A 26,253-nucleotide genomic window follows, 5' to 3' on the forward strand; every position below is an offset into this window, starting at 1 on the left:
CTGACCCAGCTCCACGCGTCGGGCGGCGACCTCGTCAGCCGCATTGGGCTCGGCCTCCAGCTCCAGCTCGCGGACAACGGCCTCGAGGCCGAAGTGATGGGGCGCGAAAAGCACCCCTTCTCGATCTGGAAGAAAATGGCCGAGCGCCACATCAGCTTCGAGCAATTGTCCGACGTGATGGCGTTTCGCGTGATCGTCGGCGACACTGTCGACTGCTACCGCGCGCTGGGCCTGATCCACGAACGCTGGCCGATGGTCCCGGGGCGCTTCAAGGATTTCATCTCGACGCCCAAGCGCAACGGCTACCGCAGCTTGCACACCTCAGTCATCCACGATTCCAAGATGCGCATCGAAATCCAGATCCGCACCCGCGCCATGCACGACCAGGCCGAGCGGGGGCTGGCCGCGCATTGGGCCTACAAGGAAGGCAAGCCGGCGGCCGAAATGAATGTGCCGTGGATCGACGATCTGGTCGAGATCCTCGACCATGCGGCGTCGCCCGAGGAGCTGCTCGAGCACACCCGGATGGCGATGTACCAGGACCGCATCTTCGCCTTCACCCCCAAAGGCGAGCTCATCCAGCTGCCCAAGGGCGCGACCCCGGTCGACTTCGCTTATGCCGTCCACACCGACCTCGGCGACCGCACCGTCGGGGCCAAGGTCAACGGCCGCGTGGTGCCCTTGAGAACCATCCTCGAGAACGGCGACCAGGTCGAGATCCTCGCCTCCGAGGCGCAGCACCCGCAACCGTCGTGGCTGCGCTTCGTGGTGACCGGCAAGGCGCGCGCCGGGGTGCGCCGGTTCGTCCGCCACAAGGAGCGCGACGAGACCATCGAGCTCGGCCGCAAGATCTACGACGAAATCGTCGAGCGGCTACCCGCGGTGCTCGACAAGCACGCGCTCAAGCACGCGCTCAAGCGGTTGAAGATGGAGGACGAGGACGCGCTGATGGTCGCCATCGCGCGCAAGCGGATCGGCGACGACGCGGTGATGGAGGCGCTGATGCCGGGCTCGGCCGGGGCGGACGTCGCCTCGCGCCCGCTCAGCCAGCGCACCGCGATCTCTATCAAGGGACTGACGCCGGGCGTGGCATACCACCTCGCGACCTGCTGCCACCCGATCCCCGGCGACCGCATCGTCGGCCTGCGCCGCGAGGACGAGGAAATCGAGGTCCATGTCATCGGTTGCGACACGCTGGCCAGCGGAGTTGACGCCGACTGGCTCGACCTGGCGTGGGGCGAGGGCTCGGACGGGGGCTCGGCGCGGATCTGCGTGATCCTTCACGACGTGGCGGGCGCGCTGGGGACGATGGCCGGAATCCTCGGCCAGAAGCGCGCGAACATCATCAATCTGCAATTGGTCCACCGCGACGGCAGCTTTCACACCTTCCACCTCGATCTCGAGGTGCACGACCTGGCGCATTTGCACGCGATCATCGCCGCACTCCGCGCGGCCGACCCGGTCAGCTCGGTGGAGCGGATATAGCCTTGCGCGGCCTGACCGCGGCGCTGCCCGCGGCGAGCACGGCGAGGGTTACGAGGTCCGACGCGCTGGCGGTCATCGGGGCGATCTGGACCGGCAGCTCGAGGCCGAGGATGTACGGACCCATCACGCTCTCGCCGCCAAGCGCGCGCAGTAGCTTGGCCGACAGATTGGCCGACTGCAGGCCGGGCATGATGAGGATGTTGGCGGGGCCGGTGAGGCGGCTGAACGGGTAGAATTTGCGCTGCTGCTCATAATTGAGCGCCACGTCGGGGCCCATTTCGCCTTCATATTCGAAATCGCATTTGAAGCCGTCGAGCAATTTCACCGCCTCGCGCAATTCATCGATGTGCATGCCGGGCGGGTTGCCGAACGTGGTGTAGGAGGTGAACGCGATGCGCGGCTCCATCCCCATCCGCCGCGCGAAGCCCGCCGAGCGCATGGCGATCGCCGCCAATTGCTCGGCGTCGGGGCGCTCGGTCACCGCGGTGTCGGCGATCAGCACGGTGTCGTGGCGGCCGACCACGATGTTGATCCCGAACGGGGTGGCGCCGGGCTCGTCGTCGATCACGGTGCGGACCTGGCGCAGCGACTGGCTGAACGGGCGGGTGGTGCCGGTGATCATCGCATCGGCCTCGCCCATCGCGAGCATCGCGGCGGTGAAGATGTTGCGGTCCTGGTTGACCATCCGCTCGATCTCGCGGCGCAGCATGCCGTGGCGCTGGTGCTTGGCGTAGATGAAGTCGATGGCGCGCCCGACCAGCGGCGAGTTGCGGCTGTTGAGGACTTCGTAATCCTGCGGGTTGTCGACGCCATGTTCCTTGAGCATGTCGTAGACATTCTCGCGGCCGACCAGCACCGGGGTGCCGTAGCCGGCCTCCTTGAAGGCAATCGCCGCGCGCAGCACGTTGGGCTCCTCGCCTTCCGCGAACAGCACGCGCTTGGGGTTCGAGCGCGCGTTTTCGTACGCCAGGCTGAGCACCGACACGGTCGGGTTCATCCGCGCCCGCAACTGCAGGCGGTAGGCCGCGAGATCCTCGATCGGCTTCCTCGCCACGCCGCTGCGCATCGCCGCTTCGGCGACCGCCCCGGCGACCTGCTCCATCAGCCGCGGGTCGAACGGCGCGGGGATGATGTAATCGCGTCCAAAGCTGTGGGTGACCCCGCCATAGGCCGCCGCGACCTCCTCCGGGACCGCCTCGCGCGCGAGCTCGGCGAGGGCATTGGCGGCGGCAATCTTCATCTCCTCGTTGATCGCGGTGGCGCGCACGTCGAGCGCGCCGCGGAAGATGAAGGGGAAGCCGAGCACGTTGTTGACCTGGTTGGGATAGTCCGAGCGGCCGGTGGCGATGATCGCGTCGGGCCGCGCCGCGCGTGCTTCGGGCGGGGTGATTTCGGGATCGGGATTGGCCATCGCGAAGATGATCGGCTCGGGCGCCATCTCCATCACCATCTCGGGCTTGAGCGCGCCCGCCGCGGACAGGCCGAGGAACACGTCGGCGCCGACCAAAGCCTCGTGCAGGGTGCGCGCGTCGGTATCGACGGCGTGCGCCGACTTCCACTGGTCGAGGTCGGTGCGGCCCTTGTGGATGACGCCCTTGCGGTCGCACATGGTGACGCGGTCGCGCTTGACCCCCATCGCCTTGATCAACTCGGTGCAGGCGATCGCCGCGGCGCCGGCGCCGTTGACCACCACGCGGATGTCGCCGAGCGTGCGCCCGGTCAGGTGGCAGGCGTTGATGAGGCCGGCGGCGGTGATGATCGCGGTGCCGTGCTGGTCGTCATGGAACACCGGGATGTTCATGCGCTCTTTGAGCGCCTGCTCGATCTCGAAGCAGTCGGGGGCGGCGATGTCCTCGAGGTTGATGCCGCCGAAGCTCGGCTCGAGCAGAGCGACGCAATCGATGAACGCCTTGCAGTCCTCGGTGTCGACCTCGATGTCGATCGAATCGACGTCGGCGAAGCGTTTGAACAGGACGGCCTTGCCTTCCATCACCGGCTTCGACGCGAGCGCGCCCAAATTGCCGAGGCCGAGGATCGCGGTGCCATTGGAGATCACCGCGACGAGATTGCCCTTGGCGGTCAGCTCGTAGGCGCGGCCGGGATCGGCGGCGATCGCCTCGACCGGGACGGCGACTCCGGGCGAGTAAGCGAGGCTCAGGTCGCGCTGGGTGGCCATCGGCTTCGACGCGATGATTTCGATCTTGCCGGGGCGGCCGCGGGAATGGAATTCGAGCGCCTCGGCGTCGGAGAATTTGATATTGCTTTCGGACATGGCGGGCAGCCTTAGCCGAGCCGAGCGGGATGGTCACGCCTCGGGCCTCCCCATCGCATTAGTCGCCTGATAGGACGGCGCATGGCGCGCAGCGACGAGACGACCCCGATGATGGCGCAGTACCAGCGCCTCAAGGCCGAGGCGGGGGATGCGCTGCTGTTCTATCGCATGGGCGATTTCTTCGAATTGTTCTTTGCCGACGCCAGGGCCGCCGCGGCGACGCTCGACATCGCGCTGACCAAGCGCGGCACGGCGGACGGCGAGCCGATCCCGATGTGCGGGGTGCCGGTCCATGCCGCCGAGGCCTATCTCGCGCGACTGATCCGCGCCGGGCACCGCGTTGCCATCGCCGAGCAGATCGAGAGCCCGGCGGAGGCGCGGAAAGCGCGCGGGGCCAAGGCGCTGGTCGACCGCGCGATCGTGCGGCTGGTGACGCCGGGGACGCTGACCGAGGAGACCTTGCTCGAGGCCGGCGCGGCGAACTGGCTGGCGGCGGTGGCGCGCGCGGGCGACGATTACGCGATCGCCGCCGCCGACATTTCGACCGGGCGGTTCGAACTGGTCGCGTGCGGGCCGGGCGAGCTCGCGGCCGAGCTGGCGCGGCTGGGGCCGGCGGAAACGATTGCGGAGGCGGAGATTCCCGGCGTGCGCACGAGCGAGGGGCGCGGCGGGTTCTACAGCGCGGGGGGCGAGCGCGCGTTGAGGGCGCGGTTCGGGCTGGCGACGCTCGACGGCATCGGCGCACCCGGCCGCGCCGAGCTGGCGGCGGCGGGCGGGCTGCTGGCCTATCTCGACGCGACGCAGAAGGGCGCGGCGGTGCTGCTGGCGATGCCGCGCCGGGTCTCGCGCTCGGCGCATATGGCGATCGATGCGGCGACCCGCGACAGCCTGGAATTGACGCGCTCGGCGGGCGGCAGCGTGGCGGGCAGCCTGCTCGCCGAGATCGACCGCTGCATGAGCGCCGCCGGGCGCCGCGCGCTGGCCGCCGACATCGCCGCGCCGCTGACCGATCAGGCGGCGATCGAGGCGAGATTGCTGCTCGTGGCGTGGCTGAATGAGGATGCGTTGCGGCGCGCCCGCGTTCGCGAGGCACTGAAGGCGCTGCCCGATTTTGCGCGCGCGCTGGGGCGGCTGAGCGCCGGGCGCGGGAGCCCGCGTGATCTGGCGGCGCTGCGCGACGGGCTGCTTGCGGCCGAGGCGATGCGGGCCGGACTGGCGGAGGAGCCGGACCGGCCGGCGCTGCTCGGCGACCTGCTGCCTCTGCTCGGCGGGCATGGCGCGCTGACCGCCAAGCTGGCTGCCGCGCTAGTCGAATCGCCGCCGCTCGATGCATCGAAGGGCGGCTACATCGCGGCGGGCTACGATGCCGCGCTGGACGAGCTCAGGACCGCGTCGACCGATGGCCGCCGCGCGATCGCCGCGCTCGAATCGCGCTACCGCGAGGCGATCGCGGTTCCGACGCTCAAGATCCGCCACAATGCGGTGCTCGGCTTTCACATCGAGGTTTCCGCGAAGCACGCCGAGCGGCTGATGGCGCCCGATTCGGGGTTCACCCATCGCCAGACGCTCGCCGGGGTGGTGCGCTTCAACTCGCCCGACCTCCACGCCGAGGCGGCGCGGGTGACCGAGGCCGGGGGTCATGCGCTGGCGGCCGAGGCGGCGCACGCCGAGGAATTGACCGCGCTGGCGATTGCCGCCGCGCCGGACATCGCCGCGACCGCCGAAGCGGTGGCGCGGATCGATGTTGCCGCATCCCATGCCGCGCGGGCGGCCGAGGGCGGATGGTGCAAGCCGCAGCTAACCGATCAGCCGTGCCTCGAGATCGACGCCGGGCGCCATCCGGTGGTCGAGGCGGCGCTGGGCGGGAGCGGCGAGCGGTTCATCGCCAACGACCTCGCGCTCGGGCCCCACGACCGCTTGTGGCTGATCACCGGGCCCAACATGGGCGGCAAGTCGACCTTTTTGCGCCAGGCCGCGCTGATCGCGGTGCTCGCCCAGGCCGGCAGCTTCGTCCCCGCGGCGCGCGCCAAAGTCGGCATCGTCGACAAATTGTTCAGCCGGGTCGGGGCGGCGGACAATCTCGCTCGCGGGCGATCGACGTTCATGGTCGAGATGGTCGAGACCGCGGCGATCCTCGCGCAGGCGACTCCCAACAGCCTGGTCATCCTCGACGAGATCGGGCGCGGCACCTCGACCTATGACGGGCTGGCGATCGCGTGGGCGGTGGTCGAGGCGATGCACGACAGCGTCAAGGCACGGACCTTGTTCGCGACTCACTATCACGAGCTGACACGGCTCGCCGGGCGGCTCGACGGGCTGTCGCTGCACCATGTCCGCGCGCGCGAGTACAAGGGCGATTTGGTGCTGCTCCACGAAGTCGCCGACGGCGCCGCCGACCGCAGCTACGGGATCGCGGTGGCCAAATTGGCGGGGTTGCCGCCGGGCGTGGTGGCGCGCGCCAAGGCGGTGCTGGCGCGACTGGAGGCGGGACGCGACGCGACCGGGGGAATCGCCGCGGGGCTCGACGATTTGCCGCTGTTCGCCGCAGCCGCCGCGCCCGAGCCGCCGGCCGACCCGCTGGCCGAGGCGCTGGCCGAGATTCATCCTGACAGCATGACCCCGCGCGAGGCGCTCGAGGCGCTGTACGCGCTCAAGCGGCTCGGGGATGCTTAACGGTTCGCCGGTACGGTTGCGCCGATGGAGCTGACCGTCGTCCTGCTGCTGATTTACGCGGTCACGTTCGGTGCGATGTTCATCCTGCGCGAACCGGCCTGGCTAGCCGGCGGCGGACTGCTCGCCTGCCTGGTCGTCGCCGGCCATTTTGCGCTGGGCCGCAACGCGACCGGTGACGCGGGAATGGGCGTGTTCGTGTTCGGCATGGCCATCGCCATCGGTTTCGCGTCGGGAGCGGGCGCCCGCCTGACGTTGCTGGTGTCGGGGTGGGGAGAGTCTCGGCAGCGCAGTGCCGCTGTCGGCCTGCTGTTCTTGCTCGGGGTGCCGCTAGCCCTGCACCTGTGGGGTTATGCCCAGCAAAAAGCGTCGCAGCGCAAATACGCGCCGCCGTCCATGGCCTGCAAGTTGCGGCTGCATGAGATGCCGATGGGCGACCGCTTGGTGCGCGTGCCGATGATCTGGGGGATGTGGGCCGAGACCGAGCGTGGCCTGTCTGACCGTATCCATTTTTATCAGCAGGAGGAGGCCCGCGAATTCTGCGAGCTGGCCGAACGCGGCGACGGTCGATTGACGATGCTGTCGATCGACTTCCCGCAGCTGTTTGACATGCCCAGCCCGCTGCTGCCGATCTGCCAGTCCCGGCGGCCCGAGGCGTGGTGGAAAGAATTGTGCCGGTTCAAGCGGCCGCAGCAATTCGACCTGTACAGCATCGCCTTGGTCGATCCGAAACGCGTCGACATGCAGCGCCGCCTGTCCATCGCGCCCCTGGCGGCGGGTTCCGGCGAGACCCCGGTTGGCGGCCGCTGGACCAGCGAGGGGCCGTTCCTGCGCACCGGTTCGGGATATGATATTTTCTTTCGCGGGCCGGTGCGGCCCGGGGCGGCATCGCCTTATCTGGCGCAGTGCCAGGAGACCCGCAACGACCCCGGGCGCCCCGACGGGCTGCTGTGCAAGGCGACCTACCGGCTGAGCCCGGGACTGGCGCTCTATTACAATTTTCGAATCGATGGCGATCAATTCGCCGCCGAGGCGCTGCGCCATGACGAGCGAGTCTTCCCCATTGGCCGCAGCCTGATCGGCGATGAAGGGGCGGTGCCTCCCGCCCGATAATCGGGCATAGTGGGGTCATGACGGCGCATCATCCCGGGCAGCTCGACAACCAGCGCGCGATCATCGACCGGCGCGTGCTGGCCGACCGGCTGGCCGGCGTCAGCGCGACGAGCGAGGCGACCGAGATCCTGCGCGGCGCGCTGGCCGCGGGGCGCGCAGAGATCGCGCGGCGGCTCGCGGTGGACCCGGCGGGCGGGCGCGGCGCGGCGCGCGGGACCGCCCACCTGCACGACCAATTGGTCCGCTTAGCGCATGATTTCGTCGTTGCGCATCTGTCCGGCAGCATCGACGGCGAGCTGGCGATCGTCGGGCTGGGCGGGACCGGGCGCGGCGAAATGGCGCCGTTCAGCGACCTCGACCTGATGTTCCTGACCCGGGCCAAGCCGGCCGCCGCGGCGATCCAGGCGGCCGAGGCAATCCTCCACATGCTGTGGGATTTGAAGCTCAAGGTCGGCCATTCGCTGCGCTCGGCGGACACGCTGGTGGCGCTGGCAAAAAGCGACATGACGGTGCGCACCGCCTTCCTCGAGGCGCGGCTGCTGTGGGGCGATGCGGATTTGTTCGACGCGGCGATGGCGCGCTTCCGCAAGGAATTCGGGCCGGGCACCGCGGCCGCGTTCGTCGCCGCCAAGCTTGCCGAGCGCGACGCGCGCCACGTGCGGATGGGCGACAGCCGCTATGTCGTCGAGCCCAACGTCAAGGAGGGCAAGGGCGCGCTGCGCGACCTCCACGCGCTATACTGGATCGGCAAATATGTGCACGGCGTCGGCCGCCCCGCCGACCTCGTCGCGGCCGGGCTCTTCACGGCCGAGGAATATCGCCGCTTCGACCGCGCCGAGCGATTTTTCTGGTCGGTCCGCTGCCATCTGCACCTGGCCGCGGGACGCGCCGAAGAGCGGCTCGGGTTCGACCACCAGAAGCAGATCGCCGAGGCGATGCATTACGCCGACCGGCCGGGCAAATCGGCGGTCGAGCGGTTCATGCAATTCTATTTCCTCAACGCCAAGGCGGTGGGCGACCTGACCGGGCTGTTCCTCGCCCAGCTCGACGAGCAGATGGGCAAGAAGGGCTTCCGCTTTGCGCTGCCGACGCTGCGGCGGCGGCCGGCGCGCCTGAACGGGTTCACCCTCGACCGCGGCCGCCTGTCGATCCCACGCGACGACTTCCTCGCCGAGCATCCGGCGCGGCTGCTCGAGCTGTTCGCCTTGGCTGCGCGCGAGAAGCTCGAGATCCACCCCAAGGCGATGCGGGCAGCGACGCGCGACGCCAAGCTGATCGACGCGGTGCGCGACGACCTCGCCGCCAACGCTTTGTTCATGGTCGTGCTGACCAACCCCGACGCGCCCGACACGGTGCTGCGGTGGATGAACGAGGCCGGGGTGTTCGGGCGCTTCGTTCCCGACTTCGGCCGCGTCGTCGCGCAGATGCAGTTCGACATGTACCATCATTATACCGTCGACGAACATTCGATCCGCGCGATCGGGCTGCTGGCGGCGATCGAGCGCGGCGAGCTGGCCGACGATCATCCGCTGTCGACCGCGATCTTCCGCCAGGTGGCATCGCGCAACACGCTGTATGTCGCGGTGCTGCTGCACGACATCGCCAAGGGGCGCGGCGGCGATCACAGCGAACTGGGCGCGGAGATTGCGCTCAAGCTGGGGCCGCGGTTCGGGCTCGACCCGGCCGAAACCGAGACCGTGGCGTGGCTGGTGCGGCACCATTTGCTGATGTCGTCGACCGCCTTCAAGCGCGACCTCGCTGACCCCAAGACGATCGAGGATTTCGTCGGCCGGGTGCAGAGCCCGGAGCGGCTGCGGCTGCTGCTGATCCTGACCGTGGTCGACATCCGCGCGGTTGGGCCGGGGGTGTGGACCGAGTGGAAACGGGTGCTGCTGCGGACGCTGTTCGAGGCCGCCGAGGAGCGGCTGCGGCTCGGCCACAAGCAGCACGGGCGGTCGGACCTGGTGGCGGCGCGGCAAAGCGAGCTAGCGGCGGCATTGGGGTGGAAGGCGAGTGTCGCGCGGGCCCATGCGCGGCGGCTGCCCGACAGCTATTGGCTGGCCGAGCCGCTGCCGTGGCAGATCGCCAACGCGCGCCAGGTGGCGCTCGCCGAAGCGCAGATCGGAGGGGCGCGGACGAGCGTCGTCGCCGAGCATGACGAGGACGCCAATGCGACCCGGGTCAGCGTGTTCGCGCCCGACCGCGAGGGGCTGTTCTTCCGCATCGCCGCGGCGCTCGCCGGGGCCGGGGCAAGCATCATCGACGCGCGCATCCACACCACGCGGGACGGCATGGCGCTCGACAATCTGCTGGTGGTTGACGGGCAGGGCCGCGCTTATGCCGATCGGCGGATGCGCGGGCGGCTGGTGCGCGCGATCGAGGCGGCGCTCGACCGGGCGGACTTGCCGCGCATGCCCGAATCGCCGAGCGAGGCGCGCAAGTCGGCGTTCGCGGTGGCGCCGTCAGTGGCGGTGGCCGAGGCGGCCTCGACGCGCACCACGGTGGTCGAGGTCAATGCGCGCGACCGTCCGGCGCTGTTGGCACGGCTGGCCGGGGCGATCCACGAATGCGGCCAGCGCATCCACTCGGCGCATATCGCGACCTATGGGGAGCGCGCGGTCGACGTGTTCTATCTGACCCGCGGCGACGGCAAGAAACTGGCGCCGGGCGACATCGAATGCGTCCGCGCCGCCTTGCTCGACGCGGCGCGCGAGAAGGATTTGGCGAAGGTCGCCTGATCCCGAACAGCGAAGGGCCCCGCCGTTTCCGGCGAGGCCCTCGTTTAGCCAAGCAGTCGCTGCGCTTAGCCGCGCTCGCCTTCGGCCGGCGGCGGGGGCGGCGGAGGCGGCGGCACCGGGCACGACGCGGTCGCCTCGATCACCGTGCCGTCGGCGCAGGTCTGGGTGGCCGGCGGCGGCGGCGGCGGGGCCGGCGGCGCGACATATTCCGGAGCGGCGGCGCGGCTCGGGCCGAACTTGCCGCGCAGGGTGATGCCATAAGTGCGCGGGTCGGCAAGGAACGTCCCGAACAGCTGGTTGGAGCGGGTGTAGAAGCCCTGCTCGACCCCGCGCTGGGTGCCCGAGCCTTGGCCGAACGCGTCGAACGCGACCTGCTGGTAGTTCTTGTCGAGCAGGTTCTGCGCCCACAGCTCGACCGCCCAGGCGCGATCGGGGCCCTGGATGCCGACGCGCGCATTGAACACCGTGTAGCGCTTCTGGATCTTCTCGAGGTCGAGGTCCGAACCGGTGTTGAACTTGGTCTGGTGGCGGCCATCGATGTAGAACAGGGCGCGCAAGCCGTTGCCGGTAATCATCGGGTTGTAGGCGATCGCGCCGGTGGCGACGAACGCCGAGCTGTTCGAGACCCGGCGGCCGGGCAATTGGAACAGCGCATTGGTCAGCGGCCGGCCGCCGGCGCCGACCAGGTTCTTGCGGTACTTGGTGCCGACCATGGTGGCGCCGAGGTTGACGCTGAGGTCGGACATCGGCCGGGTAAACACCTCGATCTCGACGCCGCGGCTGCGCACGCCACGGCGAAGGTCGCCGTCGCAGCCACCGGTGGCGGGGTCGTTGTCGGTATCGGCGCCGTCGAGGTCGTCATCGCAGGCGTTGATGTTCTCGACGATGAACTTGGTCCCGTCGAAGGTGTTGAGCTGGAAGTTGTCGAACAGCTGGTTGAAGGCGGCGACGTTCACGTCGATGCCGCGGCCATTGTACTTGGCGCCGAGCTCGAACGCATCGTTGGTCTCCGGCTTGAACTGGAGATCGTCGAGGCTCGCCGTTGGCAGCACCGGCCCGGCGCTGCCGGGAAGCTGCTGGCGGGTGAGGCCGGCGCGGTCGAAGTTGAAGCCGCCGGCCTTATAGCCGCGCGAGTAGCTGGCGTAGGTCAGCAGATTATCGGTCGGCTTGTAGCTGAGCACGACGGTACCCGAGAGCTTGCTCTCGGTCTTCTTCGACCGTTCGGGATTGAAATCGCCGCCGGGCACGGCCGGGTTGAAGCACGGCAGGCGCTGGAGGCCGGCGAGCGACTGGAACGGCGCCGGCAACCCGCTCAGGGCAAGCGCGCGGCAGATCACATTGTCATCGGAGAACGACGCGTCGAGCGTCTTCTTTTCCCGCGTCCAGCGCGCGCCGACGGTGAGATCGAGCCGGTCGGTGATGGCGAAGATGTTGTGGGTGAACAGCGCGAAGTTGCGGCTCTCCTGATTGTAAAGGTCGTCCAGCCCGGCGCCATTGAGCGTCGCTGTCGGCAGGCCGAGCACCGCGGCGAGCGAGCCGAAACCGGGCCGGGCGGGGTTGGCGATCAGGACGCTCAGCAAGGGGATGCCGGCGCGCCGCGGGTCGCCAGGCGGAAGACCTTGCAGGAACGCGATTGTCCCCTGCACCACCGGCACGCTGATGCAGCTGCTCGCCGGGTCGGCCGACGGCGCCAGCGCGCTCGGCAGGACGGAGTTGATCAGCAGACAGTTGGCGAACCGCTCGTAATCCGAGCCGTATTCGAGGTTGTCGCGGACCTGCAGCTTCTCGTTGGCGTAATAGCCGCCGATCAGCCAGTCGAGCTTACCGCCGAAGGTCGTGCCCTGGAGGCGCGCTTCCTGGGTGAACGTCTTGAAGCGGTTGTAGGAATTGCCGTCGGGCGCGCGATGGAGGATGTCGAGGTTGTTGTAGTCGGCATCGGTGCCGCGGACCCATTTGTTGTAGCGGTAGGCGGTGATCGAGGTCAGCTCGGCGCCGCCGAAGTCGTAGATGACCTCGCCCGACAGGCCGCCGTCCTTGACGTCCGAATCATAGCCATAGCCTTCGGTCCAGCTCGCCTTGCGCTCATACGGATCGTCGTTGATCTCGGCGCCGAGCAATTCCATCAGCGGCTTGATCGTCGACGGCTCGCGGCCGTTGGCGGCGGTGAAGTCGCTCGCCGGCAGATAGGGCGCGGCGCAACATTGCTCGTCGCGCTTGGCATAGTCGGCGATCAGCCGGATCGAGAGGTCCTCGCTCGGCTGGAACAGCGTCTGGCCGCGCAGCAACCAGCGGTCGCGGTTATTGACTTCCTCGCCGGTAATCGAATTCTCGATGAAGCCGTCGCGCTTCATGTAGACGCCGTCGATGCGGGCCGCGATGGTCTCCGACAACGGGCCGGTGACGCCGACTTCAATGCGGCGGCTGTCGTAATTGCCGATGTCGATCTGGCCGTTGACCATGGTCTGGAAGCGCGGCTTGGCAGTAATCACCGAGATGATGCCGGCCGAGGCGTTGCGCCCGAACAAGGTGCCTTGGGGGCCGCGCTGGACCTCGATGCGGTCGCCCGGGCCGAGCTCGGTCAGGCCGACGCCGGTGCGCGAACGGTAGACGCCGTCGATGAACGTCGCGACCGAGCTTTCGAGGCCGGGGTTGTCGCCGACCGTGCCGATGCCGCGGATGCGGGCGACGCCGGCGCCGGCTTCGGACGAGGTCGACGACACCAGCAACGACGGGGACACCTGGATCAGCTGGCGGATGTCGTTGATGCCCGAATTCTCGAGCGTCTCGGCGGTCACCGCGCTGACCGCCAGCGGAACGTCGGACAAGGCCTCGTTGCGGCGGGTAGCGGTGACCACGATGTCGCCGGTCTGGGTCGACTGGTCGACCACCTGCTCGGTCGCCTGATTGTCGACCGCGGCCGCTTCGGCCGTGGCGCCATCGGTCGGCTGGGCAGTGCCCTGGTCAGTGTCGGTTTCCTGCGCGTGCACCGGAGTCGCAAGCGCAAACAGCCCTGCCGAAAGCAGCCAGACGGACTTACCCATGATGTTTCCTCTCCCCAACAGACAACCGCGCGGGCGCGGCGCCAATGGGCGAGGCTAATCCGAACGGGAGCGCAAGGAAAGCGGACGCAGCGCCTGTGCGACGACAATGCGACGGCGTTGCTGCAGAAATGCAACAGCGCCGAGAAAGGGCAAGGATTCCGTAACGGCAGGCGGCGCGGGCAAACCTACTTGGGCGCGAGCACCATCAGCATCTGGCGGCCTTCCATGCGCGGATGCGCCTCGACCTTGGCCAACTGCACGACCTGTTCCTGGACTCGCCGAAGCACCGCCATGCCCAATTCGCCGTGCGCCATCTCGCGCCCGCGGAAGCGCATCGTCACCTTGACCTTGTCGCCGTCCTCGAGGAACTCGACGACCTTCTTCATCTTGGTGTCATAGTCGTGGTCGTCGATGTTGGGACGCATCTTGATCTCCTTGATCTCCTGCGTCTTCTGCTTCTTGCGCTGCTCGTTGGCCTTTTTCTGCGCCTCATATTTGAAGCGGCCGATGTCGAGGAACTTGGCGACCGGCGGGTCGGCGTTGGGCGAAATCTCGACCAGGTCGAGACCGACGCCGGCGGCCTGCTCGATCGCTTCCCGAGTGTACATCACCCCGAGGTTTTCGCCGTTCTCGTCGATCACGCGCACCTTGGGGGCGCTGATGAACTCGTTGTAGCGGGGGCCGGTGAACTGCGGCGGCGTCTGCGGGCGGCGCGGATAAGGCGGGGGTATAGAGCGTCTCCAATGATTACACGTAGAAGCGCGCAGGTAGGCGCTTGAGCGGCGGATGAAAAGTGCGCGCGGGCGGTGCCGAGTCGTTTTTGGCGCCGCTGTGGCGGGGAGGCGTCAGGCGGTCAGCGCAGATCGGGCGGGACCGCCTCGGCGGCGATCATCGCGGCGGCCTCGTCGAGGGTCATCACTTTCTGGTGCTCGTCGCTGCCGAGGCGGCGCAGCGCGACGGTGCGCTCGTCGGCCTCGCGCTTGCCGACGACCAGCAGCAGCGGGACCTTGGCCAGGCTATGCTCGCGCACCTTGTAATTGATCTTCTCGTTCCTGAGGTCGGTCGAGACGCGGATGCCGCGGTCCTCGAGCGCGGCGGCGACTTCACGCGCATAATCGTCGGCGTCGCTGACAATCGTCGCGACCATCGCCTGGACCGGCGCCAGCCACAAAGGGAAGCGCCCGGCGTGATGCTCGATCAAGATGCCGATGAAACGCTCGAAGGTGCCGAGGATGGCGCGGTGGAGCATCACCGGGCGGTGCTTGGCGCCGTCCTCGCCGATGTAGGTCGCATCCAGTCGCTCGGGCAGCACGGTGTCGGTCTGCATTGTGCCGACCTGCCAGGTGCGGCCGATCGCGTCGGTCAGGTGCCATTCGAGCTTGGGGGCGTAGAAGGCGCCCTCGCCGGGCAGTTCCTCCCAGCCATATTCGGCCGTGTCGCGCCCGGCCGCCTTGACCGCATCGCGCAATGATTGCTCGGACCAGTCCCACATCTCGTCGGAGCCGAAGCGCTGGTCGGGGCGCAGCGCGAGCTTGATCGCGTAACTGTCGAAACCGAGGTCCTTGTAGACCGAGTCGAGCAGGTCGCAGAACACCCGCACCTCCTCGATCAATTGGTCCTCGCGGCAGAAGATGTGGGCGTCGTCCTGGGTGAACTGGCGCACGCGCAGGATGCCGTGGAGCGCGCCGTGCGGCTCGTTGCGATGGCAGCAGCCGAACTCGGCGAGGCGCAGGGGGAGGTCGCGGTAGCTGGTGATGCCCTGCTTGAAGACGAGCACGTGGGCCGGGCAGTTCATCGGCTTCAGCGCCATCATGTCCGAGGTGCCGGAGACAATCGGCGCGTCGTCGTCGACGCTGGGAATTTCGTCGGGGACGACGAACATGTTCTCGCGATACTTGCCCCAGTGGCCCGAGCGTTCCCACTGGCGTGCGTCCATCAGCTGCGGGGTCTTGATTTCGAGATAGCCGGCAGCGTCGAGGCGGCGGCGCATGTAGGCCTCGAGCGCGCGCCAGATGATGAAGCCGTTGGGGTGCCAGAACACGCTGCCGTGGGCTTCGGCCTGGAGGTGGAACAGGTCCATCTCCTGGCCGATCTTGCGATGATCGCGCTTGGCCGCTTCCTCGAGCCGCACGAGGTAGGCGTCGAGCTGCTTCTTGGTGAGCCAGGCGGTGCCGTAGATCCGGCTCAGCATCGGGTTCTTGGGATCGCCGCGCCAGTAAGCGCCGCTGACCCGGGTCAGCTTGAACGAATTGGGGTCGAGCTTGCCGGTCGAGGCGAGGTGCGGGCCGCGGCACAGGTCCATCCATTTGCCGTCGCCCTCTCCCGAGCGGTACATCGTGATCGCCTCGCCCTCGGGCAGCTCCATCACCCATTCGGCCTTGAAGCTCTCGCCCGATTTCTCGAAGAAATCGCGGACGTCGGCGCGGGTCCATTCCTCGCGGATCAGCGGCTCGTCGCGGGCGATGACGCGGCGCATCTCGGCTTCGATCGCGGGCAAATCCTCGTCGGTGAACGGGCCGCGGCCGGGGGCCGGCGCGAAATCGTAGTAAAAGCCGTCGTCGGTCGCCGGGCCGAACGTGATCTGGGTGCCGGGGAACAGGTTCTGCACCGCCTCCGCAAGGACATGCGCGTAATCGTGTCGGAACAGCTCGAGCGCGTCCTTTTCGTCGCGCGCGGTGACCAGAGCGAGGCTGGCGTCTCCGTCGAACGGGCGGTTCAAGTCGCGCAATTCGCCGTCGACGCGGGCGGCGAGCGCGGCCTTGGCCAGCCCCGGCCCGATCGCCGCGGCGACATCGGCCGGGGTCGAGCCCTCGGGCATTTCGCGCACCGACCCGTCGGGCAGCGCAATCTTGAACATCCTGGTCATCGTCGCGGCGCTCTAGCCGGGCATTGCCCGCGCCTCAACCGCGGCCTCGCTTGCAGGCGCCCGCCGCCGCTGGCAGGGCGCGAAGCGTGGACCAGCCCGCGCCCGCCATCTCGGTCATCATGCCGGCCTACAACCGTGCCGCCTCGATCGGCCGCGCAATTGACAGCGTGCTGGCGCAGGATTTTTCGGACTTCGAGCTGATCGTGGTCGACGATGGATCGAGCGATGGCACGGCGGAGGTGGTGGCGGCGGTAGCCGACCCGCGGGTGCGGCTGATCCGGCTCGACAAGAACGGCGGCGGCAATGCCGCGCGCAACCGCGGCATCGACGAGGCCCGGGCGCCGCTGCTCGCGTTCCTCGACAGCGACGATGCGTTCTTGCCGCACAAGCTCGGTTTCGCCGTTGCCTTCCTGCGCGACCGGCCCGAGATCGGCGTTCTGCTCGACAGCTTCGTCAAGACCTGGCCCGATCAGCCGGGGCGGCCCGACGAGTCGATGCGCAACGCGGTGCTCGACGACAATGAGGCGGTGCTCGAGGCGCTGTTCACGCGCAGAATATGGAAGGCGACGCCGGCGATTACGGTGCGGCGCGCAGTCGCGATCCGCGCCGGGCGGTTCGACGAGGGCCTCAAGCGGCGCCAGGATTTCGATTTCATCGTGCGCCTCGCCGCGGCCGGGCGCTGCGCGACGACCGACGAGGTGCTGTGGACCAAGAGCGCGACCAGTGATGCGATCTCGGCCGACCTCGATTCGTTCATCGGCTCGGTGCTGCAGTTTCATCAGCGCCACCCAGCCTATCTCGCCAACCCGGCGTACCGCCGCGGCCTCGCGCTCGACCTCGCGCGCCATTTCAAGCGGCTCGCCAAGCGCCGGCGGGGGGTGAAGTTCTTGCGCGACCTGGCGCCGCTGGTGCGCGCGTTCGGACTGCCGACGGTGGTCAAATTGCTGCGTGACGGGCGGCGCGAGCTGGAGGCGCACCGGACGCATCGCCGCGCCAGCCGGCGGAACTAGGCGGCGGGCAGCGGCTGGGTCTTGGGCAGCGGGTCGAAGTCGCGGGTGGCGACGCTGACCAACTGGCCGAGCAGGACGACGAGGTAGAACGACAGCGAGATCGCCATCGCGAACGGCTTTTGCCAGCGGGGTAGGTCGACCTGGTCGCCCTTGCGGAGGATATTGCGCCACGAGCGTTTGAGCTTCCGCGCGAAATAGCGCAGCGCATAAGCGAGCCGCGCGGGCCGCGTTTTGGCGCCGCCGTGGAAGCCCTGGAAATCGCTGTCCATGCCGCCGGTCCACGCCCGCCAGGCGAGGAATTTGACCCCCGGATGGGGCGCGTGGATGACCATCGCGTCGGCGGTGTGGACATATTTGTGGCCTTGCGCGGTCACGCCCTGGAGCCAGAACACGCATTGCTTCTTGAACGCCTGGAGATCGGGGAACGGGTGGGCGCGGAAGAAATCGGTTCGCACCGCGCAATTGTTGACGTGGATCTTGGTGCGCTTGATGGTCTTGGCGCGCTCGCCCTTCAAGTTGAACACCCAGCTCAGCGCCATGGTTTTCGACAGCAGGTCCTTGTAGCCGAGCACGGTGAAGCCCCCGACGACCATCACTTGCGGGTCGGCGAACGGCTGGAGCAAATGGGCGAGCCAGCCGGGTTGCGGGGCGGCGTCGCTGTCGACCATTACCGTCAGGTCGGTGTTCGAGCGCGCGATGCCGAAATTTTTGAGCTTGTAGTAACTGAGTCCCTCGGTCGGCACGACTTCGAGATCCGCGGTCTCGCGCAGCCCGGGCGCGACGCGGTCAACCACGCGATCGATGGTGCCGGCCGGGACCGCGCTCGAATCGTACAGGTACATCACGCGCGGCTTGGCCGGCAGGCGGTCGGCGACCGAGCGCAGTTCGCGCTCGAGCGCGGCCATCGCGGCGTCGGTCCAGTCGTCGGCGACGTCGATCGCATTTTCCCATTCGATGACGAAGGTCACGGCTGGCAGCTTGGCGGCGGTTGGCGGCATGGGCGCGATTTAGGCTGCAATGCGCGGCATCTCAAGGAGCCGCGCGTCGAGTGATCGCGTGGCACGTTAGTAAAGGTCGCTTGACATGCTCGGAATGAGACTGTAAAGCTTCCTTTCCTCAATGGATAGGAAACTTTACATGGCAGCCTCACGTTTGGCCCAACGCCGTTATGTCCTGCGGGTTGCGGTGGCGACCGCCTTTTATCTCGTCACGCTGGCGCTTGCCCTGCGGGTGGTCGGCGGCGGGCTTGTCGAGGGGCCCGCAGCCTATGTGCTCGCGATCCTCCCGGGGCTGTCCATCGTCGGCATCTTCTGGGCCTTTGCGCGCCTGCTGATCGAGGAGACCGACGAGTATCGCCGCCTGCTGCTGGTCGGCCAGTCGCTGATCGCCACCGCTTTCACTCTGTCGGTCGCCACCGTGTGGGGCTTTCTCGAGAATTTCGGCCTGGTCGCCCATGTCGACGGATTCTACATCGCCGTGCTGTGGTTCGTCGGGCTCGGGGTCGGCTCGCTCTACAACCGCCTGACGCTGGGTGACGATGCCGGCGGCTGCGGCACCGACGCGTGAACAATCGCCTCAAGGTGCTGCGCGCCGCGCGCGACTGGAGCCAGTCCGACCTCGCCGCCAAGCTCGAGGTGTCGCGCCAGAGCGTCAATGCAATCGAGACCGGGCGCTACGACCCGTCGCTGCCCCTCGCGTTCCGCATCGCCGAGCTGTTCGGCCTGGCGATCGAGGACGTCTTCACCTCCCCCACCCGCCACAGTTCGAAAGCGATTTAGTCCGCCAGCCCCGCGGCGATGATCGCTTCGGCGCGGGCGAACAGGGCGGGGTCGACCCTGGCGCCGGACGCCGCGGCGTTCTCCGCCACTTGCTGCGGCCGCGAGGCGCCGATGATGGCGGAGGCGACGTTGGGCTCGCGCAGCACCCACGCCAATGCGAATTGCGGCATGGTCAGCCCGGCTTCGGCGGCGAGCGGTTTTAGCGCCTGCACCGCGCGCAGCAGCTTGGGCTGCATCAGCCGGTCCATCCAGCCGCCCATCTCCTCGCTGGTGGCGCGGGTGCCGGCAGGCGGGGGCCGATCCGGATCATATTTGCCGCTGAGCACGCCCTGGCCGAGCGGCGACCACACGATCTGCGAGATGCCGTTGGCCGCGCACAGCGGGATGACCTCGGACTCTGGCTCGCGCCAGATCAGCGAATATTGCGGCTGGCTGGAGACGAATTTGGTGACATCGGACAAGTCCAGCGCGGCCTGGATGCGTTCGGCGGGCCATTCGGAGAAGCCGATGTAGCGCACCTTGCCGCTGGCGACGGCGCGGGTCAGCGCCTCCATCGTCTCTTCCAGCGGCGTGTGATCGTCGTAGCGGTGGCACTGGTAGAGGTCGACGAAATCGGTGTTGAGCCGCGCCAGCGACGCGTCGAGCTGCTTTTCGATTTGCGAGAGCGACAGGCCCTGGTCGCGCTCGCTCATCGGGAAGAACACCTTGGTGGCGAGGATGTAGCTGTCGCGCTGCCGGGTGGCGAGCGCTTCGCCGAGGAACGTCTCGGCGGCGCCGCGGCCGTAGACGTTGGCGGTGTCGATGAAGTTGATGCCGGCGTCGAATGCGGCGTCGAGGCAGGCTTGGGCGGCGTCCGCCTCGACCCCGACGCCGTAGGTCAGCCACGAGCCGAGGGAGATTTCCGAGACCTCGAGGTCGCTGTCGCCAAGCCGTCGGTAGTGCATTGGAAAAGGCCTCCTCGTCCACGGCTCCAACCGGCGCCGGGCGCCGCTGTTCCGTGAGCCGCGGGCAAGGAGGCCGGAGTCGCCTACATCAAATAATCGCCGTGCGGCAGCAGCTGGTCGGTCAAATGGGCGCCGCCGAACCGCGCGAAGCCGGCGCTGTCCGCCGCGCTTACCGCGCCGATCCCGTAGGAATAATATTGCACGCCATCGACGGTTACCGTGCCCGCATAGCGCAGCGAGGTGACGGTGCCGCCGTCACCGGTGTTAACCGCCAGCTCGCTCGATCTGAACAGGTCGAGCTGGTTGTCGGCGCCGAACGGGATGACGCCGTCACTGTTGGCGTCGGCCAGCTGGACGGTGGTCAGCACGCGGTCGCCGCGGGTGAAATCGGTGATGGTGTCGAACCCGGTTTCGCCGCGATTGTCGAAGATGAAACTGTCGCCGCCATTGCCGCCGGCGAGCGTGTCGTTGCCGCCATCGCCGATCAGCACGTCGTTGCCGTTGCCGCCATTGAGGCTGTCGTTGCCGCCGTCGCCGTCGAGCGTGTCGTTGCCGTTGCCGCCCGCCAGGCTGTCGTTGCCCGAGCCGGCGCGGGCGCGGTCGTTACCGTTGCCGCCGGTCAGCGCTTCGTTGGCGGCGCTGCCGAACAAAGTGTCGTTGCCGTTGCCGCCGGTGAGGAACGGGTCGTCGACGAACATCGCGAGCAGCTGGCCCGGCTCGACCGTCGCCGGGTTGCCGTTGGGGGCGTGGATTTGGGCGTCGAGGAGGTAGGCCTGGGTGTCGGCATCGCCGAGCATGTCGCTGACATCGATCACGCCCGAGCTTTCCTCGTCCTGGGTGATGAAGCCGGGCGCACCGGGGGTGAACTGCCCCGGGTCGAACTGGGCAATCTCGCTCAGCGTGTCCGACGCGATGTCATATTCCCAGATGCGCGCCAGATACGGCTGGTTGCCGGGATCCTCCTGAAGGATGATGCGGCCGTCGCTGATCGTCATATTATCGAACATGCGCTGGCCTTCGCTGCCGTCGAGCACGGCCTCGATGGTGCCGCCGGCCTGCGGGTTGGCGATGTCGTCGAAGGTCGCCTTGTACAGCCGCGAGTTGCCGGTGAAGCTGTTGGTGGTGACGAAGTAGAACGTGTTGGGATTGTCGGGGTCCCACTGGCCGTCCTCGGGGCGGAGGAAGCCGGTGACGCCCTCGGCATCGCTTTCGGTTTCGATCTGCGCGCCGGTCATTCCGCTGACGTCGCCGCCGGCGCCGATCTCCTGCAGCGTGAAGGTGCCGTTGGCGGGCGCGCCGTTGACCTCGTCGGTGATCCCAGTGACCTTCAAGCCGAATAAGTCGCCGCCGACCAGGCCGGCGCGCTCGACGACATTGCCGGTCGCCTGCTTCTGCCCGATGTAGAAATAGACCTGGCCGCCGGTGACGTCGTCGGTGACCGCGACGATCGTCTGGCTCTGCGCGAACGGGTTGGCGATCGCATTTTCGTAGGACAGGTTGCCGAGCGAGGCGAGCTCGTAGGCAGTGCCCGAGTCGGGGCCGGTCAGCACGGTGGCGAAGGCGCGGCCCTCGGGCCCGGTTTCCTCGCCGGTCAGATAGATCAAGTCGCTGGTGCCGAGCCCGCTCGCGGCGTTGAAGTAAGCGGTTTCCGCGGCGAGATCGCCCGAGCAGAAGCGGGCGAAGGCGGTGGTGCCGGAGACGAAGCTGTCGGTGGCGTCGTTCCACAGCTGGACCGACTGGATGAGGTCGTCGGAGGCGACGATCTCGAGCGTCGATGAATCGAGCACCAGGCGGTCGATGTAGGCGCCGGTCGAGCCATGGTCGCGGACCAGGCCGGAAGCCGCCGGCAGCTCGTGGTTGACCAGCACGGTGATCGTGCCGTCGCCATTGTCGTAGGCGCCGAGGCCGTCGGGGATCCCGCCGAACACGCCGCCGCCGATCAGCGCGTCGCCGACGGTGACCAGCGAGACGAAGCGGACATTGGGTTCGGAGGCGAGGATGTAGGGGGCGGTTGAGGACGAAGGACCGGTCGGCATGCGTTTACTCCCGTGCTGGATGCAAAGCGGGGCTTAGGCGCGCTCGGTTGCAGTTTCGGGGAGGCTCGATGTCAGTCGCAAGACTCACGCCCAACTGAGCAATTTGCTAGGCCAGTGCGATGAACGACGCCGCGCCTCCGCTGCAATTTGTTTCCTCGACATCGGGTGCGCGCTTGGCTGTCCGCGAGCGTGCCGGGGCCCAACCGACATTGCTGTTCCTGCCCGGCTATGCGTCGGACATGGCGGGCGCCAAGGCGCTGGCGATCGACCGCTTCGCGGCGGAGCGCGGGCTGGCGCTGCTGCGCTTCGATTATTCGGGCACCGGCGAATCGGACGGGCGGTTCGTTGACGGCACGCTCGACCGCTGGCTGGCCGAGGCGCTGCTGATAGCCGACACGCTGACCGCCGGGCCGCTGGTGGTGATCGGCTCGTCGATGGGCGGCTGGCTCGCGCTGCACCTCGCGCTGCTTCGGCCGGATCGTGTGCGCGCTCTGGTCGGCATCGCCGCCGCGCCCGATTTCACCGACTGGGGGTTCGGCGCGGACGAGGTGGCCGAGCTCGAGCGCAGCGGGCGGCTCGAGCGCAAGGGCCAGGCGACGACGGCGGCGTTCTGGCGCTCGGGGCAGACACTGCGGTTGCTCGGCGCGCCGATCGCGATCGACTGCCCGGTGCGGCTGGTCCATGGCGAACTCGATCGCGACGTGCCGGTCGATGTCGCGATGCGCCTGGTCGAGCGATTGCGTTCAGCCGATGTCCAGCTCAACATCATCAAGGGCGGCGGGCACCGGCTGTCGGAACCGCGCGAGATCGCCGCGATCCTGCGCGCCGTCGCCGAATTGGTGGAGCTGTCATGATCGCCGTCTTGTTTGCCGCCGCGCTTGCCGCCCAGGCCCCCGCCGCGCCGCTTCCAGCTCCCGCCACCTGCGTCGAGGGGCGAGGGGTGGAGAGCGCGACTTGCCGCGCCACCCAAGCCGCCAACGGCGGTCGGTTTGCCGAGGCGGCGGGGGCGTTCGAGGAGGCGGCGACGCTGTCGATGGCAGTCAGCGCGACGGTCGGCGACGCGCGCGCCGACAAGCTGCTCGCCGCCGCCGGCAACATGTGGATCGCCGCCAACGAGCCGGGCAAGGCGGCGCTCGCGCTCGACCGCGCGCTGGCCGGCAGCGGGCTCGCGCCATTGCAGCGCGGCGAAGCCCTGCTCGACCGCGCCCGCGCCGCCGAAGCGCAAGACGACCTCAAGACCGCGCGCGCCAAGGTCAGCGAGGCCGAAGCGAGCATCGCCGCCGACCCCTTCCTGTGGTATTTCTCGGCGGCGCTGGCGATCCGCGAGAACAACCCCGCCGCGGCCAAGATCGCGATCGGACGCGCGCTGGCGCTGGCCCCGAGCGATCCGACCATATTGTTCGAGGCGGGCCATGTCGCCCATGCCGCCGGCGACGAAGCGCAGGCGCGCCATTACTGGAGCCAGGCCGACCGCTTCGACACCAACGGCGCGATCGGCAAGGCGGCGCGCGAGGCGCTGCTGCTGCTCGCCCCGCAGCCCGCCGACGGCGCCGCCGGCCCGCCCCAGAAGCCCGCCGACGCGCAACCGAAACCCGCCCAATGAAATTCCTCCACGCCATGCTGCGGGTGTCCGACCCGGCCGCCGCGATCGCCTTTTTCGAGCTGCTCGGGCTCAAGGAACGGCGCCGCCACGACGTCCCCCAGGGTCGCTTCACTTTGATCTTCCTCGGCGTGCCGGGGGACGACGGGGGCGAGGTCGAGCTGACCCATAATTGGGACGAGGGCGGATATGCCGGCGGGCGCAACTTCGGCCATCTGGCGTATGAGGTCGACGATATTTACGCCACCTGCCGGCGCCTGCAGGACGGCGGGGTGACGATCGCCCGCCCGCCGCGCGACGGCCGCATGGCGTTCGTCCGCTCCCCTGACGGCATTTCGATCGAGCTGCTGCAAAGCGGCGAGGCCAAGGCTCCGGCCGAGCCGTGGGCGTCGATGGCCAACACGGGCGAATGGTGAGCGGCTGGCCGGACCAAAGGTTCGTCCAGCTCGCCGGGCCGGAGCATCCGATCATCCAGGCCCCGATGGCCGGCGCGGGCGGGGTTGAGCTGTGCGTCGCGGCGTTCGGCGGCGGGGCGGTCGGCTCGCTGCCGTGCGGAATGCTGTCGCCCGACCAAGTGCGGGAGCAAGTCGCCGCGGTTCGCGAGCAAGTGGCGGGGCCGATCAACCTCAATTTCTTCTGCCATACGATGCCGGCCGCGGGCGACGACCGCGCGTGGCGCGCCCTGCTCCAGCCTTTTTATGACGAGTTCGGAGTTGCCGGTGATGCTGGCCCGGACGCGCTGCGGCTGCCGTTCGACGAGGCGATGTGCGCGGTGGTTGAAGAGCTGCGCCCGGCCGTCGTCAGCTTCCATTTCGGCCTCCCCGACGCGCCGCTGATGACCCGCGTCAAGGCCGCCGGGGCGATAGTATTGGGCTGCGCGACGAGCGTTGCCGAGGCGCGCTGGCTCGAACAGCGCGGGGTCGATGCGGTGATCGCGCAAGGGTTCGAGGCCGGCGGCCATGCCGGGCGGTTCCTCGGCGGCGGCCCGGCCGAGGCGCTGTCGCTGTTCGCGCTGGTCCCGCAGGTCGCCGATGCGGTCGCCGTGCCGGTGATCGCCGCGGGCGGGATCGCCGACGGGCGCGGGATCGCGGCGGCATTCGATCTCGGCGCGAGCGCGGTCCAGCTCGGCACCGCCTTCCTCCACGCGCCCGAAGCGCGGATCAGCGACGCGCATCGCAGCCGGCTAGGCGACGGGGGGACGGTGTTCACCAATCTGATGACCGGCGGTTTGGCGCGGGGTTTGCGCGGGCGATTGATCGACTCGCTCGGGCCGGTGCGGACCGAGGCTCCGCCCTACCCGCTGGCCGCCGCAGCGCTGGCGCCGATCCGGGCCGCGGCCGAGAAGCGAGGCGAGTACGGGTTCGGGCCGATGTGGGCGGGGCAGTCGGCGCCGCTCGGCCGCGCGCTGCCGGCGGCCGAGCTGGTCCGCACGCTCGCCGCCGAAGCGCTGGCGATTATCGGGCGGCGCGCCTAGGCTCCGCGGCCATGGAAATCGTCGCCGTCCCCGTCTTCACCGACAATTATATCTGGCTGGTCCACGACGCGGCGAGCGGGGAGACCGCGGTGGTCGACCCCGGCGACGGCGCCCCGGCGCTGGCCGAAGCCGAGCGGCGCGGGTGGACCATCGGGCAAGTGTGGAACACCCACTGGCACCCCGACCACACCGGCGGCAACTTGGCGGTCAAGCAGGCCACGGGGTGCCTGGTGCTCGGCCCGGCGACCGAAAACATCGCGGGAATCGACATCAAATTGGGCGAAGGCGACGAGCTGCGGCTGGGCGACCAGGTCGGCCGGGTGATCGAGATCCCGGGGCACACGCTGGGCCATATCGCCTTGGTGTTCGATGAGGCGAACGTGGCGTTCGTCGGCGACACCTTGTTCGCGATGGGCTGCGGGCGGTTGTTCGAGGGCACGCCGCAGCAGATGTTTTCTTCACTTTCCAAGCTCGCCGCGCTGCCCGCAGACATGCAGCTTTATTGCGGGCACGAATATACGCTGGCCAATGCGCGCTTTGCCGCGCACGCCGAGCCGGGCAATGCGGCGGTCGCCGAGCGGCTGGCGCGGACCGAGGAGCTGCGCGCGGCCGGAACGATCACGCTGCCCACCAGCGTTGCCGAGGAGCGCGCCACCAACCCGTTCGTGCGCGCCGGCGATTGGGAGGATTTTGCCCGGCTGCGGGCGGCGAAAGACAGCTTCCGTTAAGCTTGATGGGAGCCATGCTGGACGCGTAATGATTGACCTTCGAAGGAGGTTCGCGATGCGCAGCTTGCTCCTGATTTCGGCCGCCGCGGCGGTCTCGCTCGGCGCCTGCACCACGGCGCCCCAGCCCGAGACGCGCAGCGCCAAGGCCGAGGCCCATTTGCAAAAATTGCTCGCCGGCAAGGTCGCCGGCCCGCCGGTTTCCTGCCTGCCCAGCTACAGTTCGCGCGACATGGTGGTGATCGACGACAACACCCTGGTATTCCGCGCCGGCAGCGGGCGGGTCTACCGCAACGATCTGATGGGCGGCGGCTGCTCGCAGCTTGGCGGCGGTTTTTATTCGCTGTTGACGCGGTCGTCGGGCTCGGGCCTGTGCCGCGGCGAAATCGCCGAGGTGGTCGACGTGTCCAACGGCATCACCGTCGGCAGCTGCGTGATCGGCGACTTCGTGCCGTACACCACGCCGCGCGGCTGATTGGCCGCCGGTCTCAAGCCGACCGA

Annotated in this window: 20 protein-coding genes; 13 read left to right on the forward strand and 7 right to left on the reverse strand. The window is 68.6% G+C overall.

The genetic code is table 11. The features are described 5' to 3' along the window. Positions 1-1,485, forward strand: a 1,485-nt coding sequence (locus RMP08_RS01510; RefSeq protein WP_310467185.1) for a TGS domain-containing protein, incomplete at its 5' end; no start/stop codon positions are given. On the opposite strand, the gene RMP08_RS01515 is transcribed toward RMP08_RS01510, so the two are convergent. Continuing rightward, positions 1,463-3,757 carry an NADP-dependent malic enzyme gene (locus RMP08_RS01515; protein ID WP_310467186.1) on the reverse strand — a complete coding sequence of 765 codons (2,295 nt, stop codon included), beginning with the start codon at positions 3,755-3,757 and terminating at the stop codon, positions 1,463-1,465. The genes RMP08_RS01510 and RMP08_RS01515 overlap by 23 nt on opposite strands. An 81-nt stretch (positions 3,758-3,838) precedes the next feature. Between RMP08_RS01515 and mutS the strand changes: the two genes are divergently transcribed. From mutS to RMP08_RS01530, 3 genes are read left to right on the forward strand one after another with little or no spacing between them, the layout of a single operon-like run. Further along, positions 3,839-6,430, forward strand: a complete 2,592-nt coding sequence (gene mutS, locus RMP08_RS01520; protein ID WP_310467187.1) for a DNA mismatch repair protein MutS — start codon at positions 3,839-3,841, stop codon at positions 6,428-6,430. 24 nt (positions 6,431-6,454) lie between these two features. Beyond that, positions 6,455-7,540, forward strand: a complete 1,086-nt coding sequence (locus RMP08_RS01525; RefSeq protein WP_310467188.1) for a hypothetical protein — start codon at positions 6,455-6,457, stop codon at positions 7,538-7,540. A 17-nt stretch (positions 7,541-7,557) separates the two neighbouring features. Further along, positions 7,558-10,278, forward strand: a complete 2,721-nt coding sequence (locus RMP08_RS01530) for a [protein-PII] uridylyltransferase (RefSeq protein ID WP_310467189.1) — start codon at positions 7,558-7,560, stop codon at positions 10,276-10,278. A gap of 65 nt (positions 10,279-10,343) precedes the next feature. On the opposite strand, the gene RMP08_RS01535 is transcribed toward RMP08_RS01530, so the two are convergent. The 3 genes from RMP08_RS01535 to thrS form a co-directional block, all read right to left on the reverse strand. Next, positions 10,344-13,319, reverse strand: coding sequence for a TonB-dependent receptor domain-containing protein (locus RMP08_RS01535; protein WP_310467191.1), 2,976 nt, complete (start codon positions 13,317-13,319; stop codon positions 10,344-10,346). Between the two features lie 185 nt (positions 13,320-13,504). After that, positions 13,505-14,050, reverse strand: coding sequence for a translation initiation factor IF-3 (gene infC / locus RMP08_RS01540; RefSeq protein WP_310467239.1), 546 nt, complete (start codon positions 14,048-14,050; stop codon positions 13,505-13,507). Between the two features lie 122 nt (positions 14,051-14,172). After that, positions 14,173-16,185: a threonine--tRNA ligase gene (gene thrS / locus RMP08_RS01545; RefSeq protein ID WP_310467192.1), complete on the reverse strand. Its 2,013-nt coding sequence runs from the start codon at positions 16,183-16,185 to the stop codon at positions 14,173-14,175. Between the two features lie 86 nt (positions 16,186-16,271). Between thrS and RMP08_RS01550 the strand changes: the two genes are divergently transcribed. Then, entirely contained in the window at positions 16,272-17,195 is a 924-nt protein-coding gene (locus tag RMP08_RS01550; protein ID WP_310467194.1) for a glycosyltransferase family 2 protein, read from the forward strand. Here RMP08_RS01550 and RMP08_RS01555 read toward each other — a convergent pair. Next, positions 17,192-18,193 (reverse strand): glycosyltransferase, encoded by a 1,002-nt coding sequence (locus RMP08_RS01555; protein ID WP_310467195.1) that lies wholly within the window; start codon positions 18,191-18,193, stop codon positions 17,192-17,194. The genes RMP08_RS01550 and RMP08_RS01555 overlap by 4 nt on opposite strands. A gap of 139 nt (positions 18,194-18,332) precedes the next feature. On the opposite strand from RMP08_RS01555, the gene RMP08_RS01560 reads away from it, so the two are divergent. Together RMP08_RS01560 and RMP08_RS01565 are read left to right on the forward strand one after the other, a co-directional pair. Next, positions 18,333-18,761: a hypothetical protein gene (locus RMP08_RS01560; RefSeq protein WP_310467196.1), complete on the forward strand. Its 429-nt coding sequence runs from the start codon at positions 18,333-18,335 to the stop codon at positions 18,759-18,761. Continuing rightward, positions 18,758-18,973, forward strand: a complete 216-nt coding sequence (locus tag RMP08_RS01565) for a helix-turn-helix transcriptional regulator (protein ID WP_310467197.1) — start codon at positions 18,758-18,760, stop codon at positions 18,971-18,973. Before RMP08_RS01560 ends, RMP08_RS01565 begins: the two co-directional genes overlap by 4 nt. Here the strand turns inward: RMP08_RS01565 and RMP08_RS01570 are convergent. Together RMP08_RS01570 and RMP08_RS01575 are read right to left on the reverse strand one after the other, a co-directional pair. Further along, positions 18,970-19,917, reverse strand: coding sequence for an aldo/keto reductase family protein (locus RMP08_RS01570; RefSeq protein WP_310467199.1), 948 nt, complete (start codon positions 19,915-19,917; stop codon positions 18,970-18,972). The two genes, RMP08_RS01565 and RMP08_RS01570, sit on opposite strands and share 4 nt — an antisense overlap. 83 nt (positions 19,918-20,000) lie before the next feature. Continuing rightward, on the reverse strand, positions 20,001-21,953 hold the full coding sequence (locus RMP08_RS01575; protein WP_310467200.1) for a hypothetical protein: 1,953 nt from the start codon (positions 21,951-21,953) through the stop codon (positions 20,001-20,003). 119 nt (positions 21,954-22,072) lie between these two features. On the opposite strand from RMP08_RS01575, the gene RMP08_RS01580 reads away from it, so the two are divergent. Genes RMP08_RS01580 through RMP08_RS01605 form a run of 6 tightly spaced genes read left to right on the forward strand, consistent with a single transcriptional unit; the run spans position 22,073 to position 26,227 of the window. Continuing rightward, positions 22,073-22,807, forward strand: a complete 735-nt coding sequence (locus RMP08_RS01580) for an alpha/beta hydrolase (protein ID WP_310467201.1) — start codon at positions 22,073-22,075, stop codon at positions 22,805-22,807. Next, positions 22,804-23,556: a hypothetical protein gene (locus RMP08_RS01585; protein ID WP_310467202.1), complete on the forward strand. Its 753-nt coding sequence runs from the start codon at positions 22,804-22,806 to the stop codon at positions 23,554-23,556. The genes RMP08_RS01580 and RMP08_RS01585 overlap by 4 nt, the downstream gene beginning before the upstream one ends. Further along, positions 23,553-23,969, forward strand: a complete 417-nt coding sequence (locus RMP08_RS01590; RefSeq protein WP_310467203.1) for a VOC family protein — start codon at positions 23,553-23,555, stop codon at positions 23,967-23,969. The genes RMP08_RS01585 and RMP08_RS01590 overlap by 4 nt, the downstream gene beginning before the upstream one ends. Continuing rightward, on the forward strand, positions 23,966-25,027 hold the full coding sequence (locus RMP08_RS01595) for a nitronate monooxygenase (protein WP_310467204.1): 1,062 nt from the start codon (positions 23,966-23,968) through the stop codon (positions 25,025-25,027). Before RMP08_RS01590 ends, RMP08_RS01595 begins: the two co-directional genes overlap by 4 nt. Before the next feature lie 11 nt (positions 25,028-25,038). Then, a complete protein-coding gene (gloB, locus tag RMP08_RS01600; protein ID WP_310467206.1) occupies positions 25,039-25,755 on the forward strand; it encodes a hydroxyacylglutathione hydrolase in 717 nt (238 codons plus the stop codon). Positions 25,756-25,810: 55 nt separating this feature from the next. Then, positions 25,811-26,227, forward strand: coding sequence for a hypothetical protein (locus RMP08_RS01605; protein ID WP_310467207.1), 417 nt, complete (start codon positions 25,811-25,813; stop codon positions 26,225-26,227). Positions 26,228-26,253 lie beyond the last annotated feature (26 nt).

This window comes from Sphingomonas sp. (assembly GCF_031426035.1).
GTDB lineage: Bacteria > Pseudomonadota > Alphaproteobacteria > Sphingomonadales > Sphingomonadaceae > Sphingomicrobium.